We start from the raw sequence: 17,702 nt of genomic DNA, 5'->3' as shown, positions 1-17,702 counted from the left end.
CGATGAGGTGGGCCCTGGTCAAGGTGTGCCTCGCGGTCACGGCCATGGTGGTCGTGGCCTTCGCCGTGCCGCTCGGACTCGTCGTCCAGGAGATGGCCAGCGACCGGGCGTTCTCCAACGCCGAGCGGCAGGCCGCCACCATCGGGCCGACCCTGTCCATCACCACCGACCCGGCTCAGCTCCGCAAGGCGGTGGAGTCCACACAGATGGGCGCGGCCCGGCGGATGGCCGTCCACGTGCCCGCGATCGGCGACAGCGAACCGGTGGACATCGGCGAGGGCCGGGCGGGCGAGCACGCCGTCGCCGAGACCCGGCGGATCGGGCGCGCCACCACGACGAAGGTGGCGGGCGGAGGCTCGGCGCTGCTCCAGCCGACCGCCCTGGGCTCCGGCGACATCGCGGTGGTTGAGGTCTTCGTACCGGAGAGCGAGGTCAGCAACGGCGTCGCGACCGCCTGGCTGGTGCTCGCGGGCGTCGCACTGGCGCTGATCGTGGGTTCGGTGGCCGTCGCCGACCGGCTCGGCGCCCGGCTGGTACGGCCCGCCGAGCGGCTCGCGGACGCCGCGCACCAGCTGGGCGAAGGCCGGCTCGGGGCCAGGGTGCCGGAGGGCGGCCCGAAGGAACTCCGGTCGGCAGCCGTTGCGTTCAACGCAATGGCGGACCAGGTGGTGGAACTCCTCGCCAACGAGCGGGAACTGGCCGCCGACCTGTCGCACCGGCTGCGGACGCCGCTGACGGTGCTGCGGCTCAACGCGGCCTCGCTCGGGGACGGTCCGGCCGCCGAGCAGACCCGCGCGGCGGTGGAGCAGCTGGAGCGCGAGGTCGACACCATCATCCGTACGGCCCGGGAACAGCGCGCCCCCGCCACCACGGGCGCCGGAGCCGGCGCAGGATGCGACGCCTCCGAGGTGATCCGCGACCGGATGGCCTTCTGGTCGGCGCTCGCGGAGGACGAGGGCCGCGAGGTGCGGCTCGCGGGGGTGGACCGTACGGTACGGATCCCCGTGGCGCGGCCCGAACTCGCCGCGGCCCTCGACGCCATGCTCGGCAACGTCTTCCGGCACACCCCCGAGGGCACCCCCTTCGCCGTCGACGTCCACGACGCCTCGGACGCGGTCATCGTGCTCGTCTCGGACGCGGGCCCCGGAATCGCCGACCCCGATGCCGCCCTGCGCCGCGGCAACGACGGCGCCCGCGACGGCTCGACCGGCCTCGGCCTGGACATCGTGCGCAGGGTCGCGGAATCGACGGGCGGCGACGTCCGGCTGGGGCGCTCGGTGCTCGGGGGCACCGAAGTGCGGGTCTGGATCGCCCTGGACGGCCGGACCCGCAGCCGCACGGGCGGGGTGCGCACCCGGCACGGCCGGCGCAAGCGGCGCAGCAACTGACGTAACGGGGGAGGACCGCGGGCGCGCCTCGTGGGCGTACGTCCGTACGGGGATTCCACTGGTTCCTGCCGGACGACCCGAACCGGTATCGGTTCCTCTACGACGTGGGGATCCTGGAGCAGGCAGCGCTCCCTGGCGCTGAGCACCGCTGACCGGAAGGAATCAGGCATGCACTACGCAGTCCTCGGCACCGGGATCGTCGGCCGGACGGTGGCCGCCCGGCTCGCCGACCTCGGCCACGATGTGGTCATCGGGACCCGGGACCCTGCCGCCACCGCGGCCCGCGACGAGTACGCCGACTGGCAGGCGGCGCAGCCGCAGGTGCGGCTCGCCGCCTTCCCGGAGGCGGCGCGGGAGGGCGAGACCCTGGTCAACGCCACCGGCGGGCAGGTCAGCATCGCCGCCCTGACGGAGGCGGACGCCGCGCACCTCGACGGCAAGGTCCTGATCGACATCGCGAACCCGCTCGACTTCTCTCAGGGGTTCCCGCCGAGCCTGGACCCGGTGAACGCCGACAGCCTGGGCGAGCTGATCCAGCGCACCTTCCCCAGGCTGCGGGTGGTCAAGACGCTGAACACGATGAACTGCCGGATCATGGTCGACCCGGCCCGGGTCGCGGGCGAGCACCACGTCTTCCTCTCGGGCGAGGACGCGGACGCGAAGAAGGCCGTACGCGAGCTGCTCCACTCCTTCGGCTGGGCGGAGCGGAGCATCCTCGACCTCGGCGGCATCGAGACGGCGCGCGGCACCGAGATGCTGCTCCCGGTCTGGCTCCGTCTGATGGGCGCCCTCGGCCACACCGACTTCAACTTCCACATCCAGGGCGCCTGACGGTCTCCGCACGGACGGGGGCGCAAATGTTGCCGCGCCCCCGGCCCGCGCCGAGGGTGGGCCTGACGGAAGGAGCCACGCATGAAAGTCATGCTCCGCGCCCACATGGACACGGCCGCCACCAACGAGGGCATCACGACCGGCGCCCTGCCCCAGGCGATCAAGACGCTGATGGACAAGGTGAAGCCGGAAGCGGCCTACTTCGGACTGCACGAGGGCGTGCGTTCCTGCTGGATCGTCTTCGACCTCAAGGACAGCGCGCAGATGCCGTCGCTGACCTGGGACCTGTTCCACGAGTTCAACGCCGAGATCGAGGTCGGTCCGGTCATGAACGCGGAGGAGCTGGCGAAGGCCCTGGCGGCGGTGCAGTCCTAGCACCCGTCGTACCCGTCCTTCCCCCGCGGTTCCGCCCGATCGGGTACGGCCCCCGCCCGGCCGGGTACGCCACCGCCCGGCCGGGTACGCCACCGCCCGGCCGGGTGCGTCACCGCGCCCCGAGGACCCCGCTGCGGGCCAGTCGGGCGTACCAGTGGGCGCTGGAGCGCGGGGTGCGGGCCTGGGTCTCGTAGTCCACGTGGACGATGCCGAAGCGCTTGCTGTAGCCGTAGGCCCACTCGAAGTTGTCCAGCAGCGACCACAGGAAGTAGCCCTTCACCGGGGCACCGTCCGCTAGGGCCCGGTGGACGGCGGACAAGTGGCCCTCCAGGTAGCCGATGCGCTCGGGGTCGTGCACGTCCGGGGCGTACGCGGCCCCGTTCTCGGTGACCAGCAGCGGCAGCCCGGGTGCCTCTTCGGTGAAGCGCATCAGCAGGTCGTACAGGCCCGTCGGGTCGATCGACCAGCCCATGTCGGTCCGCTCGCCCGGGGGTTGGTGGAAGGCCACCGCGGCGGCGCCGGGCCACGGGGAGTGCTCGGTGGCCCCGTGGCCGTCGGCGCGGGGGCCGCTCCCGCCGGGGGCCGCCGAAACCACCGCCGGGGTGTAGTAGTTCACGCCGAGGAAGTCCAGGGGCTGGTGGATCAGCGCCTCGTCGCCCGGGCGGACGAAGGACCAGTCCGTCACGGCGGCGGTGTCCGCGAGCAGATCCTGCGGGTAGGCCCCGCGCAGCAGCGGCCCGGTGAAGATCCGGTTGGCCAGGGCGTCGATCCGGCGGCGGGCGTCCAGGTCGGCCGCCGAGCCGGTCAGCGGCCGTACCGCGCTCGCGTTGAGCGCGATCCCGGTCCGCGCCGAGGCCGGCAGGGCGGCGGCCGCCAGGCCGTGCGCCAGGTTGAGGTGGTGGGCGGCGCGCAGCGAATCGGCGGCGGAGGTCCGGCCGGGGGCGTGCACCCCGGAGGCGTAGCCGAGGAACGCGCTGCACCAGGGCTCGTTGAGGGTGGTCCACAGCTCCACCCGGTCGCCCAGGGTCTTCGCGACCTGCTCGGCGTACCCGGCGAAGGCGTACGCCGTCTCCCGCTCGGGCCATCCTCCCGCGCTCTCCAGTTCCTGCGGCAGGTCCCAGTGGTACAAGGTCACGCACGGCTGGATCCCGTACGAGAGCAGCTCGTCGACGAGCGCGTCGTAGAAGCCGATCCCGCCGGAGAGCACGCGCGGCCAGGACACCGAGAACCTGTACGCCCCGAGCCCCAGGCCGGCCATCAGCCGGACGTCCTCCCGCCACAGCCGGTGGTGGTCCACGGCCACCTCGCCCGTGTGGCCGCCGTACACCTTGCCCGGCGTACGGCAGAAGGTGTCCCAGATGGACGGCCCGCGCAGTCCGGCCGCGCCTTCGATCTGGAAGGCCGCCGTGGCCGTGCCCCAGAGGAAGTCCCCCGGGAACCGAATGTCCGTCATCCCTTGACCGCTCCCTGCATGATGCCGCCGACGATCTGGCGGCCGAAGACGAGGAACACAAGCAGTAGCGGGAGCGTGCCCAGCAGCGCACCCGCCATGATCACCGACTGGTCGGGGACGTAGCCCCGGCCCAGCCCGGTCAGGGCCACCTGCACCGTCGGGCTGCCGTTCTGGGTCAGCGCGACGATCGGCCAGAAGAAGTCGTTCCAGGCCATGACGAAGGTCAGCATGGCCAGCACCGCCATCGCCGGCCGGGCCGCCGGGAACACCACGTGCCAGACGATGCGCAGCGAGCTCGCGCCGTCCGTGCGCGCCGCCTCCACCAGCTCCGACGGCAGTGCCTGGGCCAGGTACTGTCGCATGAAGAAGACCCCGAACGCGGAGACGAGGGTCGGCAGGATCACCGCCTGGAGCCGGTCCGTCCACGACAGCTGGGCGATCAGCATGTACAGCGGGACCACGCTCAGCTGCGGCGGGATCAGCATCGTCCCGATCACCAGCGACATCAGCAGCCGGCGGCCGCGGAAGCGGAGCTTGGCGAAGGCGAAACCGGCCAGGGTGGAGAAGACGACCGTCCCGGCCGCCACGGTGCCCGCCACGATCACCGTGTTCAGCAGGGCCGCGTCCATGTTCGCGTCGGTCCACGCGACCCGCAGGTTGCGGGCCAGGTTCCCGCCGAACCAGAACGGCGGCGGGGTCTGCGCAAGCCTCGTATTGCTGCGGGAGGCCGCGATCGCCGTCCACACCAGCGGGAACAGCGAGCCGGCCGTGAACAGGACGAGCACCGCGTACGTGAGCCTGCCCGCGCGCAGGGATCTCATCGGGAACCCTCCCTTCCGCGCAGCAGCCGCGCCGCGCCCGCGATGACCAGCAGGATCAGGAACATCGCCCACGCGATGGCCGAGGCCCGCCCCAGGTGCAGGTTCACCCAGCCCTGCTCGTACAGGTACAGCCCGAGCGTCTGGAACTGGTGCTCCGAGCCGCCCGTCGCGCCCGCCCCGCCGTTGAAGAGCAGCGGCTCGCCGAACAGCTGGGTCGCCCCGATCGTCGACACCACACAGGTGAAGAAGATCGTCGGCCGCAGCGAGGGCACGGTGACGTGGAGGAACTGCCGCCACCGCGAGGCCCCGTCCAGCGCGGCCGACTCGTACAGCTCGCCCGGCACGGCCTGCATGGCCGCCAGGTAGATCAGGGCGTTGTAGCCGGTCCACCGCCAGATCACGATGGTGGAGACCGCCAACTGGGAGGCGAAGGTGCCGCTCTGCCAGTCGACGGCGTCGAAACCAGCCGTGGACAGTGCCCAGTTGACCATCCCGTAGTCCCGGCCGAAGAGCAGCACGAACACGAGCGTGGCCGCCGCCACCGAGGTCGCGTACGGGGTGAGCACCGCGACCCGGAAGAAGGCGGAGCCGCGCAGCTTGTAGTTGAGCAGATGGGCCAGGCCGAGGGCGATCGCCAGCTGCGGCACCGTGGACAGCAGTCCGATCGTCACGGTGTTGCGCAGCGCGTTCCAGAAGAACGCGTCGTCCCACAGCCGGGTGAAGTTCCGCAGCCCCACCCACGTCATGGAGTCCGGATCGGTCAGCTCCACCTGGTGCAGCGCCGCCCAGCCCGTGTACAGCAGCGGGAACAGCCCGAAGGCGGCGAAGAAGAGGAAGAAGGGCGCCACGAAGGCGTACGGGCTCCAGCGCAGGTCCCAGCGGTAGCGGCGCGAGCGCCACACCTGGCCCCGGCCGCCCCCCTCGTCCCCCCGCGCGGAGCGGGAGGACGAGGGGGACAGGACAGCCGTTTCGTCCGTCACCGGCGCCTCACTGGTCCAGGGCGTTGTCGATCGCCTTCACGGCGGCCTCCCAGCCCTCCTGCGGACTGCGCCCCTTCTGGTCGACCTGCAGCATCCCGATGTCCGCCAGGTTCTGCGCGATCACCAGGTCCTTCGGACCGACCACCGTCACCGGCACCCCCTCGGCCGCCTTGGCGAAGATCTCACCGATCGGGGCGCCGCCGAAGTACGCGTGCTGCGCGCCCGATACCGTCGGCAGCTTGTACGCGGCGCTCGCGCTCGGGAAGCTGCCCCGCTTCTCGAAGAGCTTGGCCTGCTGCGCGGGAGCCGTCAGCCAGGCCGCCAGCTTCGCCGCCTCCTCGGTGTGCTTGCCCGCCTTCGGCACCACCAGGAACGATCCGCCCCAGTTGCTCGGCTTCGGCGCCTGCGCCACGTCCCACCTGTCCTTGCCCGCCGGACCCGCCTTGTCCTGGATGTAGCCGAGCATCCAGGCCGGGCAGGAGACCGTCGCGAAGGAGCCGTTGGCGAAGCCCTGGTCCCAGGCCGGGGTGAACTGCTGGAGCTTGGCGCTCAGCCCTTCCGTGGCGAAGGAGGCCGCCAGGTCGAAGGCACCGCGCACCGCCGGATTGGTCTTGTACGCGACCTTGCCCTGCTCGTCGTAGAAGCGCTGGGCGCTGCTCCCGGTCACCGCCGCCATCACGCCCGAGGCGGAGTCCACGAAGGCCTTCCCCTCGCCCGCCTTCGCCTTGTAGGCCTTGCCCGCCTCCAGGTACTTGTTCCAGTCGCCCGCCCACAGTGCCCCGACCGCCGCCCGGTCGCCCGGCAGCCCCGCCGCCTCGAAGAGGTCCTTGCGGTAGCAGATCCCCTGCGGCCCGATGTCGGTGCCGAGGCCGACGGTGGCGCCGCCCTTCGCCGCGCTCGCCGTGCCCTGCGCCCACTTCCACGGCAGGTACGAGGCCTTGTCCACCCCCGGTGCCTTGCCCAGGTCCACCAGCTTGTCGGCCTGGGTGGAGGTGATCTCGGCGATGTTGTTGACCTCGACGGCCTGGATGTCGGCGAGTCCGCTGCCGGTGCCCAGGTGGGTGAGGAGCTGGGGGTAGTAGTTCTCGTTGCGCTCGATCGAGGTCTGCTCGATCCGGATCCCGGGATTCTGCGCCATGTACTCGTCGTAGAGGCCGGCCTCCTGGAGGCCGAAGGCCCCGAACACCCCGACGGTGATGGTGGTCTGTGCCTTGCCTCCGGCCGGAGCGCCCTTCTCCGGGCCCTCCTCCGGGTCCTGTGCGCATCCCGCGAGGAGCAGGACCATCGTTCCCGCCGCCGTGGCGGCCGTGGCGAGGGCTCTTCGGGATCGGGTGTGGGCTCGCATGTGCATCCTCCCTGAAGGACGGAGACGTGCCGGTTGTCGTGTGTCACAGTGTGGGAGCGCTCCCACGGTCGTCAAGAGGTAGATTCACATCCGGGAGGAAGCCATGAACGGGCATGCGCGCGGTGGGGGACGGCCGACCCTTGAAGAGGTCGCGGCGCGCGCCGGGGTCGGGCGCGGCACGGTCTCCCGGGTGATCAACGGTTCTTCCAAGGTCAGCGAGCACACCAGGGCCGCCGTCGAGGCGGCCGTCGCGGAGCTGGGGTACGTGCCCAACCGCGCCGCCCGCGCCCTCGCGGCCAACCGGACCGACGCCATCGCCCTGGTGATCCCCGAGCCGGAGGCCCGCTTCTTCGCCGAGCCGTACTTCTCGGACGTGGTCCGCGGAGTCGGCGCCGCGCTCGCCGAGACCGACGTCCAGCTGGTCCTCACGCTGGCCGGCAGCGAGCGCGAGCGCCGACGCCTCGCCCAGTACCTGTCGGGGCACCGCGTCGACGGAGTGCTCCTCGTCTCCGTCCACGCCGGGGACCCGCTGCCCGAGCTGCTGGCCGAGCTCGGCATCCCGACGGTGATCAGCGGCCGCCGCTCCGCCGCCGAGACCCTGCCGTCCGTGGACTCCGACAACCTGGCGGGCGCCGCCGAGGCCGTACGCCACCTGCTCGGACGGGGACGCCGCGCGATCGCCACGATCACCGGCCCGCTGGACGTGTACGGCGCCCAGTGCCGCCTGGACGGCTACCGGCAGGCCCTGGCCGCCGCCGGGCACGCCGTCGACGAGACGCTGATCGCCGTCGGCGACTTCACCGAGGACGGCGGCCGCCGGGCCATGCGGGAGCTGCTGGAGCGCCGCCCCGCGCTCGACGCGGTCTTCGCGGCCTCGGACGTGATGGCCGCGGGCGCCCGGCGGGAACTGCGCACGGCCGGGCGCCGGATCCCGGAGGACGTGGCGCTGGTCGGCTTCGACGACTCGGTGGTGGCCCGGCACATGGACCCGCCGCTGACCAGCGTCCGGCAGCCGATCGAGGAGATGGGCCGGACCATGGCGCGGGTGCTGCTGGAGAGGATCTCGGGGGAACCGGACGGCGAGGCGACGGCCGTCGTACTGCCGAACCGGCTGGTGGTCAGGGAATCGTCCTGAAGCGTGCCCGGGACGCAACGCAGGAGGCCCCGGTCCGCTTCCGCGGACCGGGGCCTCCTCGCAGGGTGAGTGACGGGACTTGAACCCGCGGCCACCTGGACCACAACCAGGTGCTCTACCAACTGAGCTACACCCACCATGTCCGGTCGGAGAACCGACCGGCCGAAGAAAAGGGTACAGGGTCCGGGAGGGTGCTCGCTCCCCCCTTTCGCCGCCCCCGCTCCGGAGAGGCTATTCGGCGGGCAGGACGTACTTGGCGGCGATGGCCCGGGCCGTGTCCGAGTCGGGTCCGGGCTGCGGGACGAAGACCGCGTCCCGGTAGTAGCGCAGCTCGGCGATGGACTCCTTGATGTCCGCGAGCGCCCGGTGGTTGCCGTTCTTCGGGGGGCTGTTGAAGTACGCCCGCGGGTACCAGCGGCGCGCCAGCTCCTTGACCGAGGACACGTCCACGATCCGGTAGTGCATGTAGCTCTCCAGCGCGGCCATGTCGCGCAGCAGGAAGCCGCGGTCGGTGCCGACCGAATTTCCGCACAGCGGGGCCTTACGGGGTTCCTTGACGTGTTCCCGAACGTACGCCAGGACCTGGGCCTCGGCGTCCGCGAGGGTGGTCCCGCCGGCCAGCTCGTCGAGCAGTCCGGAAGCCGTGTGCATCTCGCGCACCACGTCGGGCATGGTCTCCAGGGCGGCGTCCGGCGGGCGGATCACGATGTCCACGCCTTCGCCGAGCACGTTGAGCTCCGAGTCGGTGACCAGTGCGGCCACCTCGATAAGTGCGTCGTCCGTCAACGAGAGCCCGGTCATCTCGCAGTCGATCCACACCATGCGATCGTTCATGTGTCCCACCTTATGCGGTTCCCAGGCCCTGGGGGTGTCCTCCCGGGGCGCTGATCGCATACGCGGAAGGTCCCCCATCGGCGGTGACCGATGGAGGACCTTCCATGCCGTACCCGTTGTGAGGGTTACGCGTGTTCCCGCAGGACCCGGCCCGGGGCGTACAGCTCCGTCACCGTCGGGCCCGCCGCGGCCAGGGCCGCCGCCGCCCGCTGGGGCTGCGGAGTGCGCTGGTGCGGGACCGGGCTCTCCGAGAGCTGGGACACCTGGGCCACGTCGGCCTGCGGCCGCCGTGCCCGGTAGGCGGAGCGGTAGGCGGCCGGGGAGGATCCCAGCTGCCGCCGGAAGTGCCCGCGCAGGGCGACCGGCGACCGGAACCCGCAGCGGCCGGCGACCTCGTCGACCGAGTAGTCGGAGGTCTCCAGCAGCCGCTGTGCCTGGAGCACCCGCTGGGTGATCAGCCACTGGAGCGGCGCGCTGCCGGTCAGGGAGCGGAACCGGCGGTCGAAGGTGCGCCTGCTCATGTAGGCGCGGGCCGCCAGGGTCTCGACGTCGAACTGCTCGTGGAGGTGTTCCAGCGCCCAGGCGACGACTTCGGCCAGCGGGTCGGCGCCGATCTCCTCCGGCAGCGACCGGTCGAGATAGCGCTCCTGGCCGCCCGTACGGCGTGGCGGTACGACGAGCCGGCGGGCCAGGGCCCCGGCCGCCTCACTGCCGTGGTCCGTGCGGACGATGTGCAGGCAGAGGTCGATGCCGGCCGCCGTGCCCGCGGACGTGAGCACGTCGCCGTCGTCGACGAACAGTTCGCGCGGATCGACATGGACGGACGGGTACCGCTTGGCCAGCGTCGGCGCGTACATCCAGTGCGTCGTCGCGGGCCGGCCGTCCAGCAGACCGGCGGCGGCGAGCACGAAGGCTCCCGTGCACAGTCCGACGATCCGGGCTCCCTCCTCGTGCGCCAGACGCAGTGCGTCGAGCGCCTCCGGGGGCGGTGGTGAAGTGATGGAACGCCATGCGGGCACGACGACCGTGCCTGCCCGGGCGATCGCCTCCAACCCGTACGGCGCGGTCAGTTCGAGTCCGCCGGTGGTCCTGAGCGGACCGTCCTCACCGGCGCACACGAGCAATCGGTAGCGTGGAACTCCCGCGTCCTGCCGGTCAATGCCGAACACGGAAAGTGGAATGGAGCTCTCGAAGATCGGTCCGCCGCTGAAGAGCAGCACCGCGACGATCTCCCTGCGGCGACGCCCCGCGAGCTTCCGGCCGGCGTCTGCGACGACGGCGGTGGAATCCTGGCTCATGGCGCTAAGCCCCCCTTGGGTGTCGCGACTCCTTGGTCTGGTCGCACCTGCACGTTTCCCCTCGGCCTTGCACGTGGATCCCCCGCCGTAAATACATGATCGAATCTACTGCGTCCCGTGGTGTCGGCGTGACAAGTTCAGCACGCAGCGCTATGTCGACTTCTCAACTTGGCGAAAAGCATTCGATCAGGAACGGTTCCGCTCCGCTACCTGCCGGAGGGCCATTCCGTCCGGCCGTGGCCAGTACCCGTAGGGTCTCGACGCCCCCCGGCGTCTGTCGTCGCTGGTGGTAGGGGGGTTGGGGGGACATTCCGGCAAGGGGGGCGCCGTGTCAGGAAGTTGGCCGAAAACGTGCGGGTGTGGGTGTGCGAATGAGTCAGTCGTGCGGGGGCGGGGGCTCGGAGCCGCCGCAGACCCGGTGGGTCCCGGACCCGCCGCGCGAGTGCCGGCCCCGGTGGCCGGACGGAAGCCGCTCCTCCGCCGGGATCCGGGCCGTGGCCCGCTCCGTCCTCTCCGACTGGCGCAGCAGTGCCCGGCACGCGGCCGTGACGGCGAGCAGGCCCAGAGTGGCGACGGCCGCCCCGCCGAAGGAGGTCCCGTAGACGACGAGGACCACGGGGACCAGCAGGCAGCTGAAGGCGGCCCAGCGCACGACGTCACCCGCGGGGTCGTCGTGAGCGCGCCCGGCGGGGTGCACGGACGGGTGAAGAGGGGGTCGGGAGGGAGCGGGGTACTGGGGGAGGGTGTCGGCGTAGTGGATGGACAGCGCCGGCTGAGCTGGCTGGACGGGGCGAACCGGATGGCCGGGCACGGCGTACTCCCTGCGGGCTCTTCCTGGACGGTCTGACGCATGTCCAACGCCGCCGGGTCGGGCTCGGTCACTGTGCGCACGGGTGGCGGCCGCCCCGATCGTCACTGGCTGTAGGGGACAGCGGACATTGCCAAGGCGCGCTCGCTCCGGCATGCTCCGTGGGACGCTCTCCAAGGGCGGCAAGCCCTCTGCTGCCCTGTGCAGGACAGGAGTGTCGCCGTACCCTGGTGGGTAAGGGCTTGGGAAGATGCTTCCCGGACAGAGCTCCGTCACCCAGCGTCGCCGCTTTCGCCCCCTGTTGCTTCCTCCAAGGACCTCTTCGCCGAGACACCCATGGCCGGTCACGAATTCTCCGAACCCGCGGACCGCAAGCGCAAACGCCTCGCCGACCGCGCGTCGGCCGCCGATCTGCGCGCGGTGGAACAGACACGCCTTCCCTGCGACCCGGCCTTCCGGCACGGGGTCGTTGTGGGATTCGACGGATCCACGTCCAGTGAGCGCGCCCTCGCGTACGCGATCGGCATGGCCCGCCGTTCCGGATCCGGTCTGATCATCGTCCATGTCGCCAACCGGCTGCCCACCACCGTGTGGGCCGGCTGTGAGCCGCCCGTCTTCGTGGACGTCCCGGACCACCGCACCGAGGTGCTCGGGCTGGAACTCGCCTGCGCGGACTATCTGTCCGAGGTGCCGTGGATCCTGGTCGAGCGGGGCGGTGACATCTGCCACGAGCTGGAGGAGGTCGGCCGGGAGTATTCGGCCGACGCCATCGTCGTCGGTTCCACGCACGGGATCGTGGGGCGGATCTTCGGCTCGGTGGCGGGCCGGCTGGCCAAGCGCGCACAGCGACCGGTCGTTGTCATTCCGTGACCGCTTGTTAAGCCGATTGTGCGGTTGTGCACCCGTGTAAAGGGTAGATAAATGCTGCTGGGACGCAGCAAACAACTGCAGATCGAAGGGAGCCCGCCGTGGACAATGGTGTCTCTGCGGGAAGCACGGCCTCGACATCGACCCTCGGGCACATCGCCCTGGGGCTCACCCTTCTCGCGTTCGGTATCGGCCACACCGGTGTCATCGACGGCGTGACCGCTGCCAATTCCGTATCGCTCGCGACCTACGTCGGCGGTCTCGCCCTGTTCGTCCTCGGAGTCCTCGAATTCCGCGGCGGCAACGGGTTCAACGGCACGGCGTTCGCGGGCCTCGGCGCCTTCTGGTTCACCTGGGCCGCCGGAGCCGACGGAAAGGTTTCGGCAGACGCGGCCGGACTGTTCCTGATCCTGTTCGCCCTGCTCGGGCTCACTCTCACCATGGGTGCGTCGGGCGGACTGTTCGGACAGGGCGTGTACGGCCTGTTCACCCTCTCCCTGCTTCTCCTGGCGATAGGTGCATTCGCCGACAGCGGCTCCCTGGGCAAGGCCGCCGGCTGGGCGGCCGCCGTCGCCGGGCTGATGTCCTGGTACGGAGCCACCGCGGCGCTTGCGCACTGGCCGCTGGCACTGGGCAGGGGCTCGCGACGCGGCGCGGTGGCCGCGGGCTGAGCACCGCAAGCGAAGACCCCCGTGCGCCGGGCGCACGGGGGTCTTCACCTGTCACGTGACTACTCGACGGTGACCGACTTCGCCAGGTTGCGCGGCTTGTCGATGTCCCGGCCCATGGCCAGGGCAGTGTGGTACGCCAGCAGCTGGAGCGGGATGCCCATCAGGATCGGGTCCAGCTCGTCCTCGTTCTTCGGCACCACGATGGTGTGGTCCGCCTTCTCCTGCTCGCGGTGGGCGACCGCCAGGATCCGGCCGCTGCGGGCCTTGATCTCCTCCAGCGCCGCGCGGTTCTTCTCCAGCAGGTCGTCGTCCGGGACGATCGCGACCGTCGGCAGCGAGGGCTCGATCAGCGCCAGCGGACCGTGCTTGAGCTCGGAGGCGGGGTAGGCCTCGGCGTGGATGTAGGAGATCTCCTTGAGCTTCAGGGAGGCCTCCAGCGCCACCGGGTAGCCGCGTACCCGGCCGATGAACATCATCGACTTGGCCTCGGCGTACTCGGCCGCCAGCTTCTTGATGTCCTCTTCGCCGTCGAGGATCTCCTGGATCTGCGCGGGCAGCTTGCGCAGGCCCTCGATGATCCGCTTGCCGTCGGTGACCGACAGGTCCCGGATCCGGCCCAGGTGCACGGCGAGCAGAGCGAAGGCCACGACCGTGTTGGTGAAGCACTTGGTGGAGACGACGCAGACCTCCGGGCCGGCGTGCACGTACACGCCGCCGTCGGCCTCGCGGGCGATCGCCGAGCCGACCACGTTGACCACGCCGAGGACGCGGGCGCCCTTGCGCTTGAGCTCCTGCACGGCCGCGAGCACGTCGTACGTCTCACCGGACTGGGAGACCGCGATGTACAGGGTGTCGGGGTCCACGACCGGGTTGCGGTAGCGGAACTCGGAGGCCGGCTCGGCGTCCGCGGGGATCCGGGCCATGCCCTCGATGAGTCCGGCGCCGATGAGACCCGCGTGGTACGAGGTGCCGCAGCCCAGGATCTTGACCCGGCGGATGCCGCGCGCCTCGCGCGGGTCCAGGTTCAGGCCGCCCAGGTGCACGGTGTTGAAGCGGTCGTCGATCCGGCCGCGCAGCACGCGGTCGACCGCGTCGGGCTGCTCGGAGATCTCCTTGTGCATGTAGGTGTCGTGACCGCCCATGTCGTACGAGGCGGCCTCCCACTCCACGGTCTCCGGGGTGGCGTTGGTCGTCGTGCCCGAGGTCGTGTAGGTGCGGAAGTCGTCGGCCTTGAGGGTGGCCATCTCGCCGTCGCCGAGGGTGACGACCTGGCGGGTGTGGGCGACCAGCGCGGCGACGTCCGAGGCGACGAACATCTCCTTCTCGCCGATGCCGAGAACCACCGGGGAGCCGTTGCGGGCGACGACGATGCGGTCGGCGAAGTCGGCGTGCATGACGGCGATGCCGTACGTGCCCTCGATGACCTTGAGCGCCTCGCGGACCTTCTCCTCCAGGGAGTCGGCCTCGGAGCGGGCGATCAGGTGGACGATGACCTCGGTGTCGGTCTCCGAGACGAAGACGACGCCCTCGGCCTCCAGCTTGGCGCGCAGCTCGGAGGCGTTGTCGACGATGCCGTTGTGGACGACGGCGACCTTGCTCTCCGGGTCCAGGTGCGGGTGGGAGTTGATGTCGCTCGGGGCGCCGTGCGTGGCCCAGCGGGTGTGGGCGATGCCGGTGGTGCCGGCGAAGCGCTTGGGGACGCGGGACTCCAGCTCCCGGACCCGGCCCTTGGCCTTGACCACCTTCAGGGCGGTGGCCTTCGGGGTGTTGACGACGATGCCCGCGGAGTCGTATCCGCGGTACTCCAGCCGTTGCAGGCCTTCCAGCAGCAGCGGTGCCACGTCACGCTTGCCGATGTAACCGACGATTCCACACATACGGTTCTGCCCCTCCTGAAGTTCGGTTCCTGTACTCGTCCGCGGCCGCGTACGACGGCTGCCCGGCGGCCGCCGGGCTCAGCCGTAGACGATGCGGCGCAGCTGCCGGAGCGAGAGCTCCGGAGGCGCCACGGCGCGGTGCGGCAGCTCGGCCGCGATCCGCTCGAAGATCTCCGCGTTCACCGCTCCGCCGGACTGCAGTTCCCGGTGGCGGCGGCGGACGAACTCCTCGGTCGTCTCGTCGAAGTACGCGAGCACGTCGAGCACCACCCGGGCTGCCTCGCCGCGCTGCAGCGCGGTGCTGCGCACCAGGTGGTCGACGAGGTCGTCATGCGACGGGCGGCGATCGAGCACCCGTAGATACTGGCGGGTCCGGGCGTCGAAAGCAAAGATCCTGCCCGATTCCGGGCAGGATCTTGCTGGTCTGGACCAGGGGAATGGATGGATCCGGTTAGAAACTACGCAAAACGGCCTGTTTCGCCGCCGTGAACTCCTCGGCCGTGAGGACCCCTGCCTGATGCAGTTCGCCCAGCTCACGCAGCCGGCGCAGCAGGGCGTCGTGGTCCGAGGCGTGGCCGTCGGCCGAAGGGGCGAGCTCCGTGGACGGGGCGGCCGCCCCGTCCACGGCGTGCCGGGCGTGCTGGGGGGAGTCCTGCGGGCCGTCCTGCGGAGCCGCCGGGTGGGGCAGCCGCACGGCCACGGCCGCCGCGACCAGCGCCATCAGCGGATCCTTCTTGAAGCCGAACAGCTCCACCGTGTACGGGTCGTACTTCGGTGCGGGGGCCGGCGGGGCGCCCGCCAGGGTGAACCGCAGCCAGCCGTTCTCCAGGCCCTTCGACGGGGCCCACTCCACCGTCCGCAGATCGCCGAGCCGGAACGCACGCGGCCCGCCGGAGCGCTTGGCCTCCTCCGTCGTCCAGTTCCAGTCCAGAGCCACCCGGTCGCCGTCGAACGCCACCGTTCCGTCGCCCGCGCCCACCGTGATCGGGACCGCCGGGCCGGGCAGCAGGTACGCGTCCGACGGGCCCGGCTCCACCTGGTCCAGCAGCAGGGCGTTGCGCACCTCGTCGACGAAGTACTCCGCGACCCCGCTCCGGTCCGCCTCCACGGTCAGCCGGTACGGGTCGGAGGCCTCCGGCAGGCGCCCGCCCGTCACCTGGAGCAGCGGGTCGGCGCCGTCACGCAGCCGCAGGCGCAGCCGGCCCGCCTTGCGGCCCGGCTCGTAGGAGATCCCCGCGAGCGCGCGCAGCGGTACGACCACCTCGCCCAGGGTCTGCCGCAAGAGGCCCACCCCCTTGTCGCGTCCCGGCACGATGCGCACCGTGTCCCCGTCGAAGGTCCAAGTGCCGTCCTTCTGGATGATTTCCGCCATCCGATGATTCTCGCACCGGCCGGGACGGGCCACTTGGCCTATACCTGGGCCCATGAGAGTCCTGCGAAGCACGCTCGGCACCCTCGGCGCGTTCCTCGTCCTCGGTGCGGCTGTCTCCTGTACCGCCGCCGCCCACGGGGACGATGCCAGGCCCGGCGACGATCCACCCGCCGCCCTGGCCCCCTTCGAACGGCTGCTGCCGGCGCCCGTCTCCGCACGCGCCGAAGGCCCCGGGTACGCCGTCGGACCGGGCACGGTCATCCGTACCGGCCCGGGACCGGAAGAGGAGGTCCGGCAGGTCGGCGAGCTCCTCGCGGAGCAGCTGCGCGGCCCGAGCGGGCTGCCGCTGCCGGTGGTCGACGGGGCCGGCGGGGACGGGATCCGGCTCCGGATCGACGAGGACACCGAGGGGGTCGGGGACGAGGGGTACCGGCTGGACTCCGGCCCGGGCGGGATCACCCTCACCGCGCGGACCCCGGCCGGGCTGTTCCACGCGGGGCAGACGCTGCGGCAGCTGCTCCCGGTGGCGGGCCCCGGGACGGTGCCGGGCGGGACGGTCACCGACCGGCCGAGGTTCGCGTACCGGGGGGCGATGGTGGACATCGCGCGGCACTTCTTCACGGTGGACCAGGTGAAGAGGTACGTGGACCAGGTCGCCCAGTACAAGGTCAACGCCCTGCACGTGCACCTGACCGACGACCAGGGGTGGCGCCTGGCCGTCGACTCCTGGCCGCGGCTGGCGGAGTACGGGGGCGGCAGCGAGGTCGGCGGCGGACCCGGCGGGCACTGGACGAAGGACGAGTACCGGGAACTCGTCGCGTACGCGGGGCGGCGGTACGTCGATGTGGTCCCGGAGATCGACATGCCGGGCCACGTGAACGCGGCGCTCGCCTCCTACGCGGAGCTGAACTGCGACGGGAATGCCCGGGAGCGGTACACGGGGATCAAGGTCGGCTTCAGCTCGCTGTGCGTCGGCAAGGAGCGGACGTACGAGTTCATCGACCAGGTGCTCGGCGAGCTGGCGGAGCTGACGCCCGGCCGCTACCTGCACATCGGGGGCGACGAGGCGCACTCGACGCCCGCCGCGGACTACGCGGCCTTCATGGACCGGGCGCAGGCGGTGGTGGGCCGGTACGGAAAGACGGTGGTCGCCTGGCACCAGCTGGCGGCAGCCCGTCCGGCGCCGGGCGCGGTGCTGCAGTACTGGGGGCACGACCGCACCTCGGCGACGGAGAAGACGCGGGTGGCGACGGCGGCGAAGGCGGGGCACCCGCTGATCCTGTCGCCGGCGGACCGGCTGTACCTGGACATGAAGTACGACCTGGCCACGAAGCCGGGGCAGGTGTGGGCCGGGCTCGTCCCGGTGAAGCGGGCGTACTCATGGAACCCCGGGGCCTACCTCACCGGGGTGCCGGAATCCGCCGTCCTGGGGGTGGAGGCCGCGCTGTGGACGGAGGCCGTCGCCACGCGGGGCGAGTGGGAACTGATGGCGTTCCCACGGGTGCTGGGCCTGGCGGAACTGGGCTGGTCCCCGCCGGCCGCGCTCGACTGGCCCGCCTACAGCCGCCGCCTCGGGGCGCAGGGCGCCCGTCTGGACGCGCAGGGCATCGCGTACCACCGGTCGCCTGACGTGCCGTGGTCGTAGGG

At 71.6% G+C, this 17,702-nt stretch carries 17 protein-coding genes and 1 tRNA gene; 7 read left to right on the top strand and 11 right to left on the bottom strand.

Features of this window, described 5'->3' with window-relative positions:
* The first annotated feature begins 2 nt into the window (after nt 1–2).
* The 3 genes from AB0D48_RS07810 to AB0D48_RS07800 all read left to right on the top strand — a co-directional run bounded on the left by AB0D48_RS07810 (nt 3) and on the right by AB0D48_RS07800 (nt 2,594).
* A complete protein-coding gene (locus AB0D48_RS07810) occupies nt 3–1,388 on the top strand; it encodes a HAMP domain-containing sensor histidine kinase (protein WP_362391940.1) in 1,386 nt (461 codons plus the stop codon).
* A gap of 168 nt (nt 1,389–1,556) precedes the next feature.
* Complete coding sequence (locus tag AB0D48_RS07805; protein ID WP_362391938.1) at nt 1,557–2,219, top strand: NAD(P)-binding domain-containing protein; 663 nt, start codon at nt 1,557–1,559, stop codon at nt 2,217–2,219.
* Between the two features lie 81 nt (nt 2,220–2,300).
* Complete coding sequence (locus tag AB0D48_RS07800) at nt 2,301–2,594, top strand: DUF3303 family protein (RefSeq protein WP_362391936.1); 294 nt, start codon at nt 2,301–2,303, stop codon at nt 2,592–2,594.
* A gap of 109 nt (nt 2,595–2,703) precedes the next feature.
* On the opposite strand, the gene AB0D48_RS07795 is transcribed toward AB0D48_RS07800, so the two are convergent.
* From AB0D48_RS07795 to AB0D48_RS07780, 4 genes are all read right to left on the bottom strand, one after another.
* Nucleotides 2,704–4,047: a GH1 family beta-glucosidase gene (locus AB0D48_RS07795; RefSeq protein WP_362391934.1), complete on the bottom strand. Its 1,344-nt coding sequence runs from the start codon at nt 4,045–4,047 to the stop codon at nt 2,704–2,706.
* Nucleotides 4,044–4,868, bottom strand: a complete 825-nt coding sequence (locus AB0D48_RS07790) for a carbohydrate ABC transporter permease (RefSeq protein ID WP_362391932.1) — start codon at nt 4,866–4,868, stop codon at nt 4,044–4,046. Before AB0D48_RS07790 ends, AB0D48_RS07795 begins: the two co-directional genes overlap by 4 nt.
* A complete protein-coding gene (locus AB0D48_RS07785) occupies nt 4,865–5,770 on the bottom strand; it encodes a sugar ABC transporter permease (protein WP_362392299.1) in 906 nt (301 codons plus the stop codon). The genes AB0D48_RS07790 and AB0D48_RS07785 overlap by 4 nt, the downstream gene beginning before the upstream one ends.
* 85 nt (nt 5,771–5,855) lie before the next feature.
* A complete protein-coding gene (locus AB0D48_RS07780) occupies nt 5,856–7,133 on the bottom strand; it encodes an extracellular solute-binding protein (protein ID WP_362392296.1) in 1,278 nt (425 codons plus the stop codon).
* A 163-nt stretch (nt 7,134–7,296) separates the two neighbouring features.
* Between AB0D48_RS07780 and AB0D48_RS07775 the strand changes: the two genes are divergently transcribed.
* Nucleotides 7,297–8,328 (top strand): LacI family DNA-binding transcriptional regulator, encoded by a 1,032-nt coding sequence (locus tag AB0D48_RS07775; protein WP_362391930.1) that lies wholly within the window; start codon nt 7,297–7,299, stop codon nt 8,326–8,328.
* A 64-nt stretch (nt 8,329–8,392) separates the two neighbouring features.
* Here AB0D48_RS07775 and AB0D48_RS07770 read toward each other — a convergent pair.
* The 4 genes from AB0D48_RS07770 to AB0D48_RS07755 form a co-directional block, all read right to left on the bottom strand.
* Nucleotides 8,393–8,465, bottom strand: a tRNA-His gene (locus AB0D48_RS07770).
* A gap of 94 nt (nt 8,466–8,559) precedes the next feature.
* Nucleotides 8,560–9,162: an oligoribonuclease gene (orn, locus tag AB0D48_RS07765; RefSeq protein ID WP_362391928.1), complete on the bottom strand. Its 603-nt coding sequence runs from the start codon at nt 9,160–9,162 to the stop codon at nt 8,560–8,562.
* A gap of 125 nt (nt 9,163–9,287) precedes the next feature.
* Complete coding sequence (locus AB0D48_RS07760) at nt 9,288–10,460, bottom strand: helix-turn-helix domain-containing protein (RefSeq protein WP_069920377.1); 1,173 nt, start codon at nt 10,458–10,460, stop codon at nt 9,288–9,290.
* 376 nt (nt 10,461–10,836) lie between these two features.
* The gene (locus AB0D48_RS07755; RefSeq protein ID WP_362391926.1) at nt 10,837–11,271 is read right to left on the bottom strand and encodes a hypothetical protein; all 435 of its coding nucleotides are present in this window, start codon (nt 11,269–11,271) and stop codon (nt 10,837–10,839) included.
* A gap of 333 nt (nt 11,272–11,604) precedes the next feature.
* Here AB0D48_RS07755 and AB0D48_RS07750 point away from each other — a divergent pair, with 333 nt between their 5' ends.
* Nucleotides 11,605–12,138: a universal stress protein gene (locus AB0D48_RS07750; protein ID WP_362391924.1), complete on the top strand. Its 534-nt coding sequence runs from the start codon at nt 11,605–11,607 to the stop codon at nt 12,136–12,138.
* Between the two features lie 98 nt (nt 12,139–12,236).
* On the top strand, nt 12,237–12,806 hold the full coding sequence (locus AB0D48_RS07745) for a GPR1/FUN34/YaaH family transporter (protein ID WP_362391922.1): 570 nt from the start codon (nt 12,237–12,239) through the stop codon (nt 12,804–12,806).
* Nucleotides 12,807–12,865: 59 nt separating this feature from the next.
* On the opposite strand, the gene glmS is transcribed toward AB0D48_RS07745, so the two are convergent.
* The 3 genes from glmS to AB0D48_RS07730 all read right to left on the bottom strand — a co-directional run bounded on the left by glmS (nt 12,866) and on the right by AB0D48_RS07730 (nt 16,055).
* Nucleotides 12,866–14,683 (bottom strand): glutamine--fructose-6-phosphate transaminase (isomerizing), encoded by a 1,818-nt coding sequence (gene glmS / locus AB0D48_RS07740; protein ID WP_362391920.1) that lies wholly within the window; start codon nt 14,681–14,683, stop codon nt 12,866–12,868.
* A gap of 78 nt (nt 14,684–14,761) precedes the next feature.
* Nucleotides 14,762–15,037 (bottom strand): hypothetical protein, encoded by a 276-nt coding sequence (locus AB0D48_RS07735; RefSeq protein ID WP_030008735.1) that lies wholly within the window; start codon nt 15,035–15,037, stop codon nt 14,762–14,764.
* Nucleotides 15,038–15,134: 97 nt separating this feature from the next.
* Nucleotides 15,135–16,055, bottom strand: coding sequence for a DUF4429 domain-containing protein (locus AB0D48_RS07730; protein ID WP_362391918.1), 921 nt, complete (start codon nt 16,053–16,055; stop codon nt 15,135–15,137).
* A gap of 52 nt (nt 16,056–16,107) precedes the next feature.
* On the opposite strand from AB0D48_RS07730, the gene AB0D48_RS07725 reads away from it, so the two are divergent.
* Complete coding sequence (locus AB0D48_RS07725; RefSeq protein WP_362391916.1) at nt 16,108–17,700, top strand: beta-N-acetylhexosaminidase; 1,593 nt, start codon at nt 16,108–16,110, stop codon at nt 17,698–17,700.
* Nucleotides 17,701–17,702: the final 2 nt, after the last annotated feature.

It is taken from the genome of Streptomyces sp. NPDC048269 (genome assembly GCF_040652395.1).
Lineage (GTDB): Bacteria > Actinomycetota > Actinomycetes > Streptomycetales > Streptomycetaceae > Streptomyces.
This window is presented reverse-complemented; position numbering and strand designations above follow the sequence as displayed.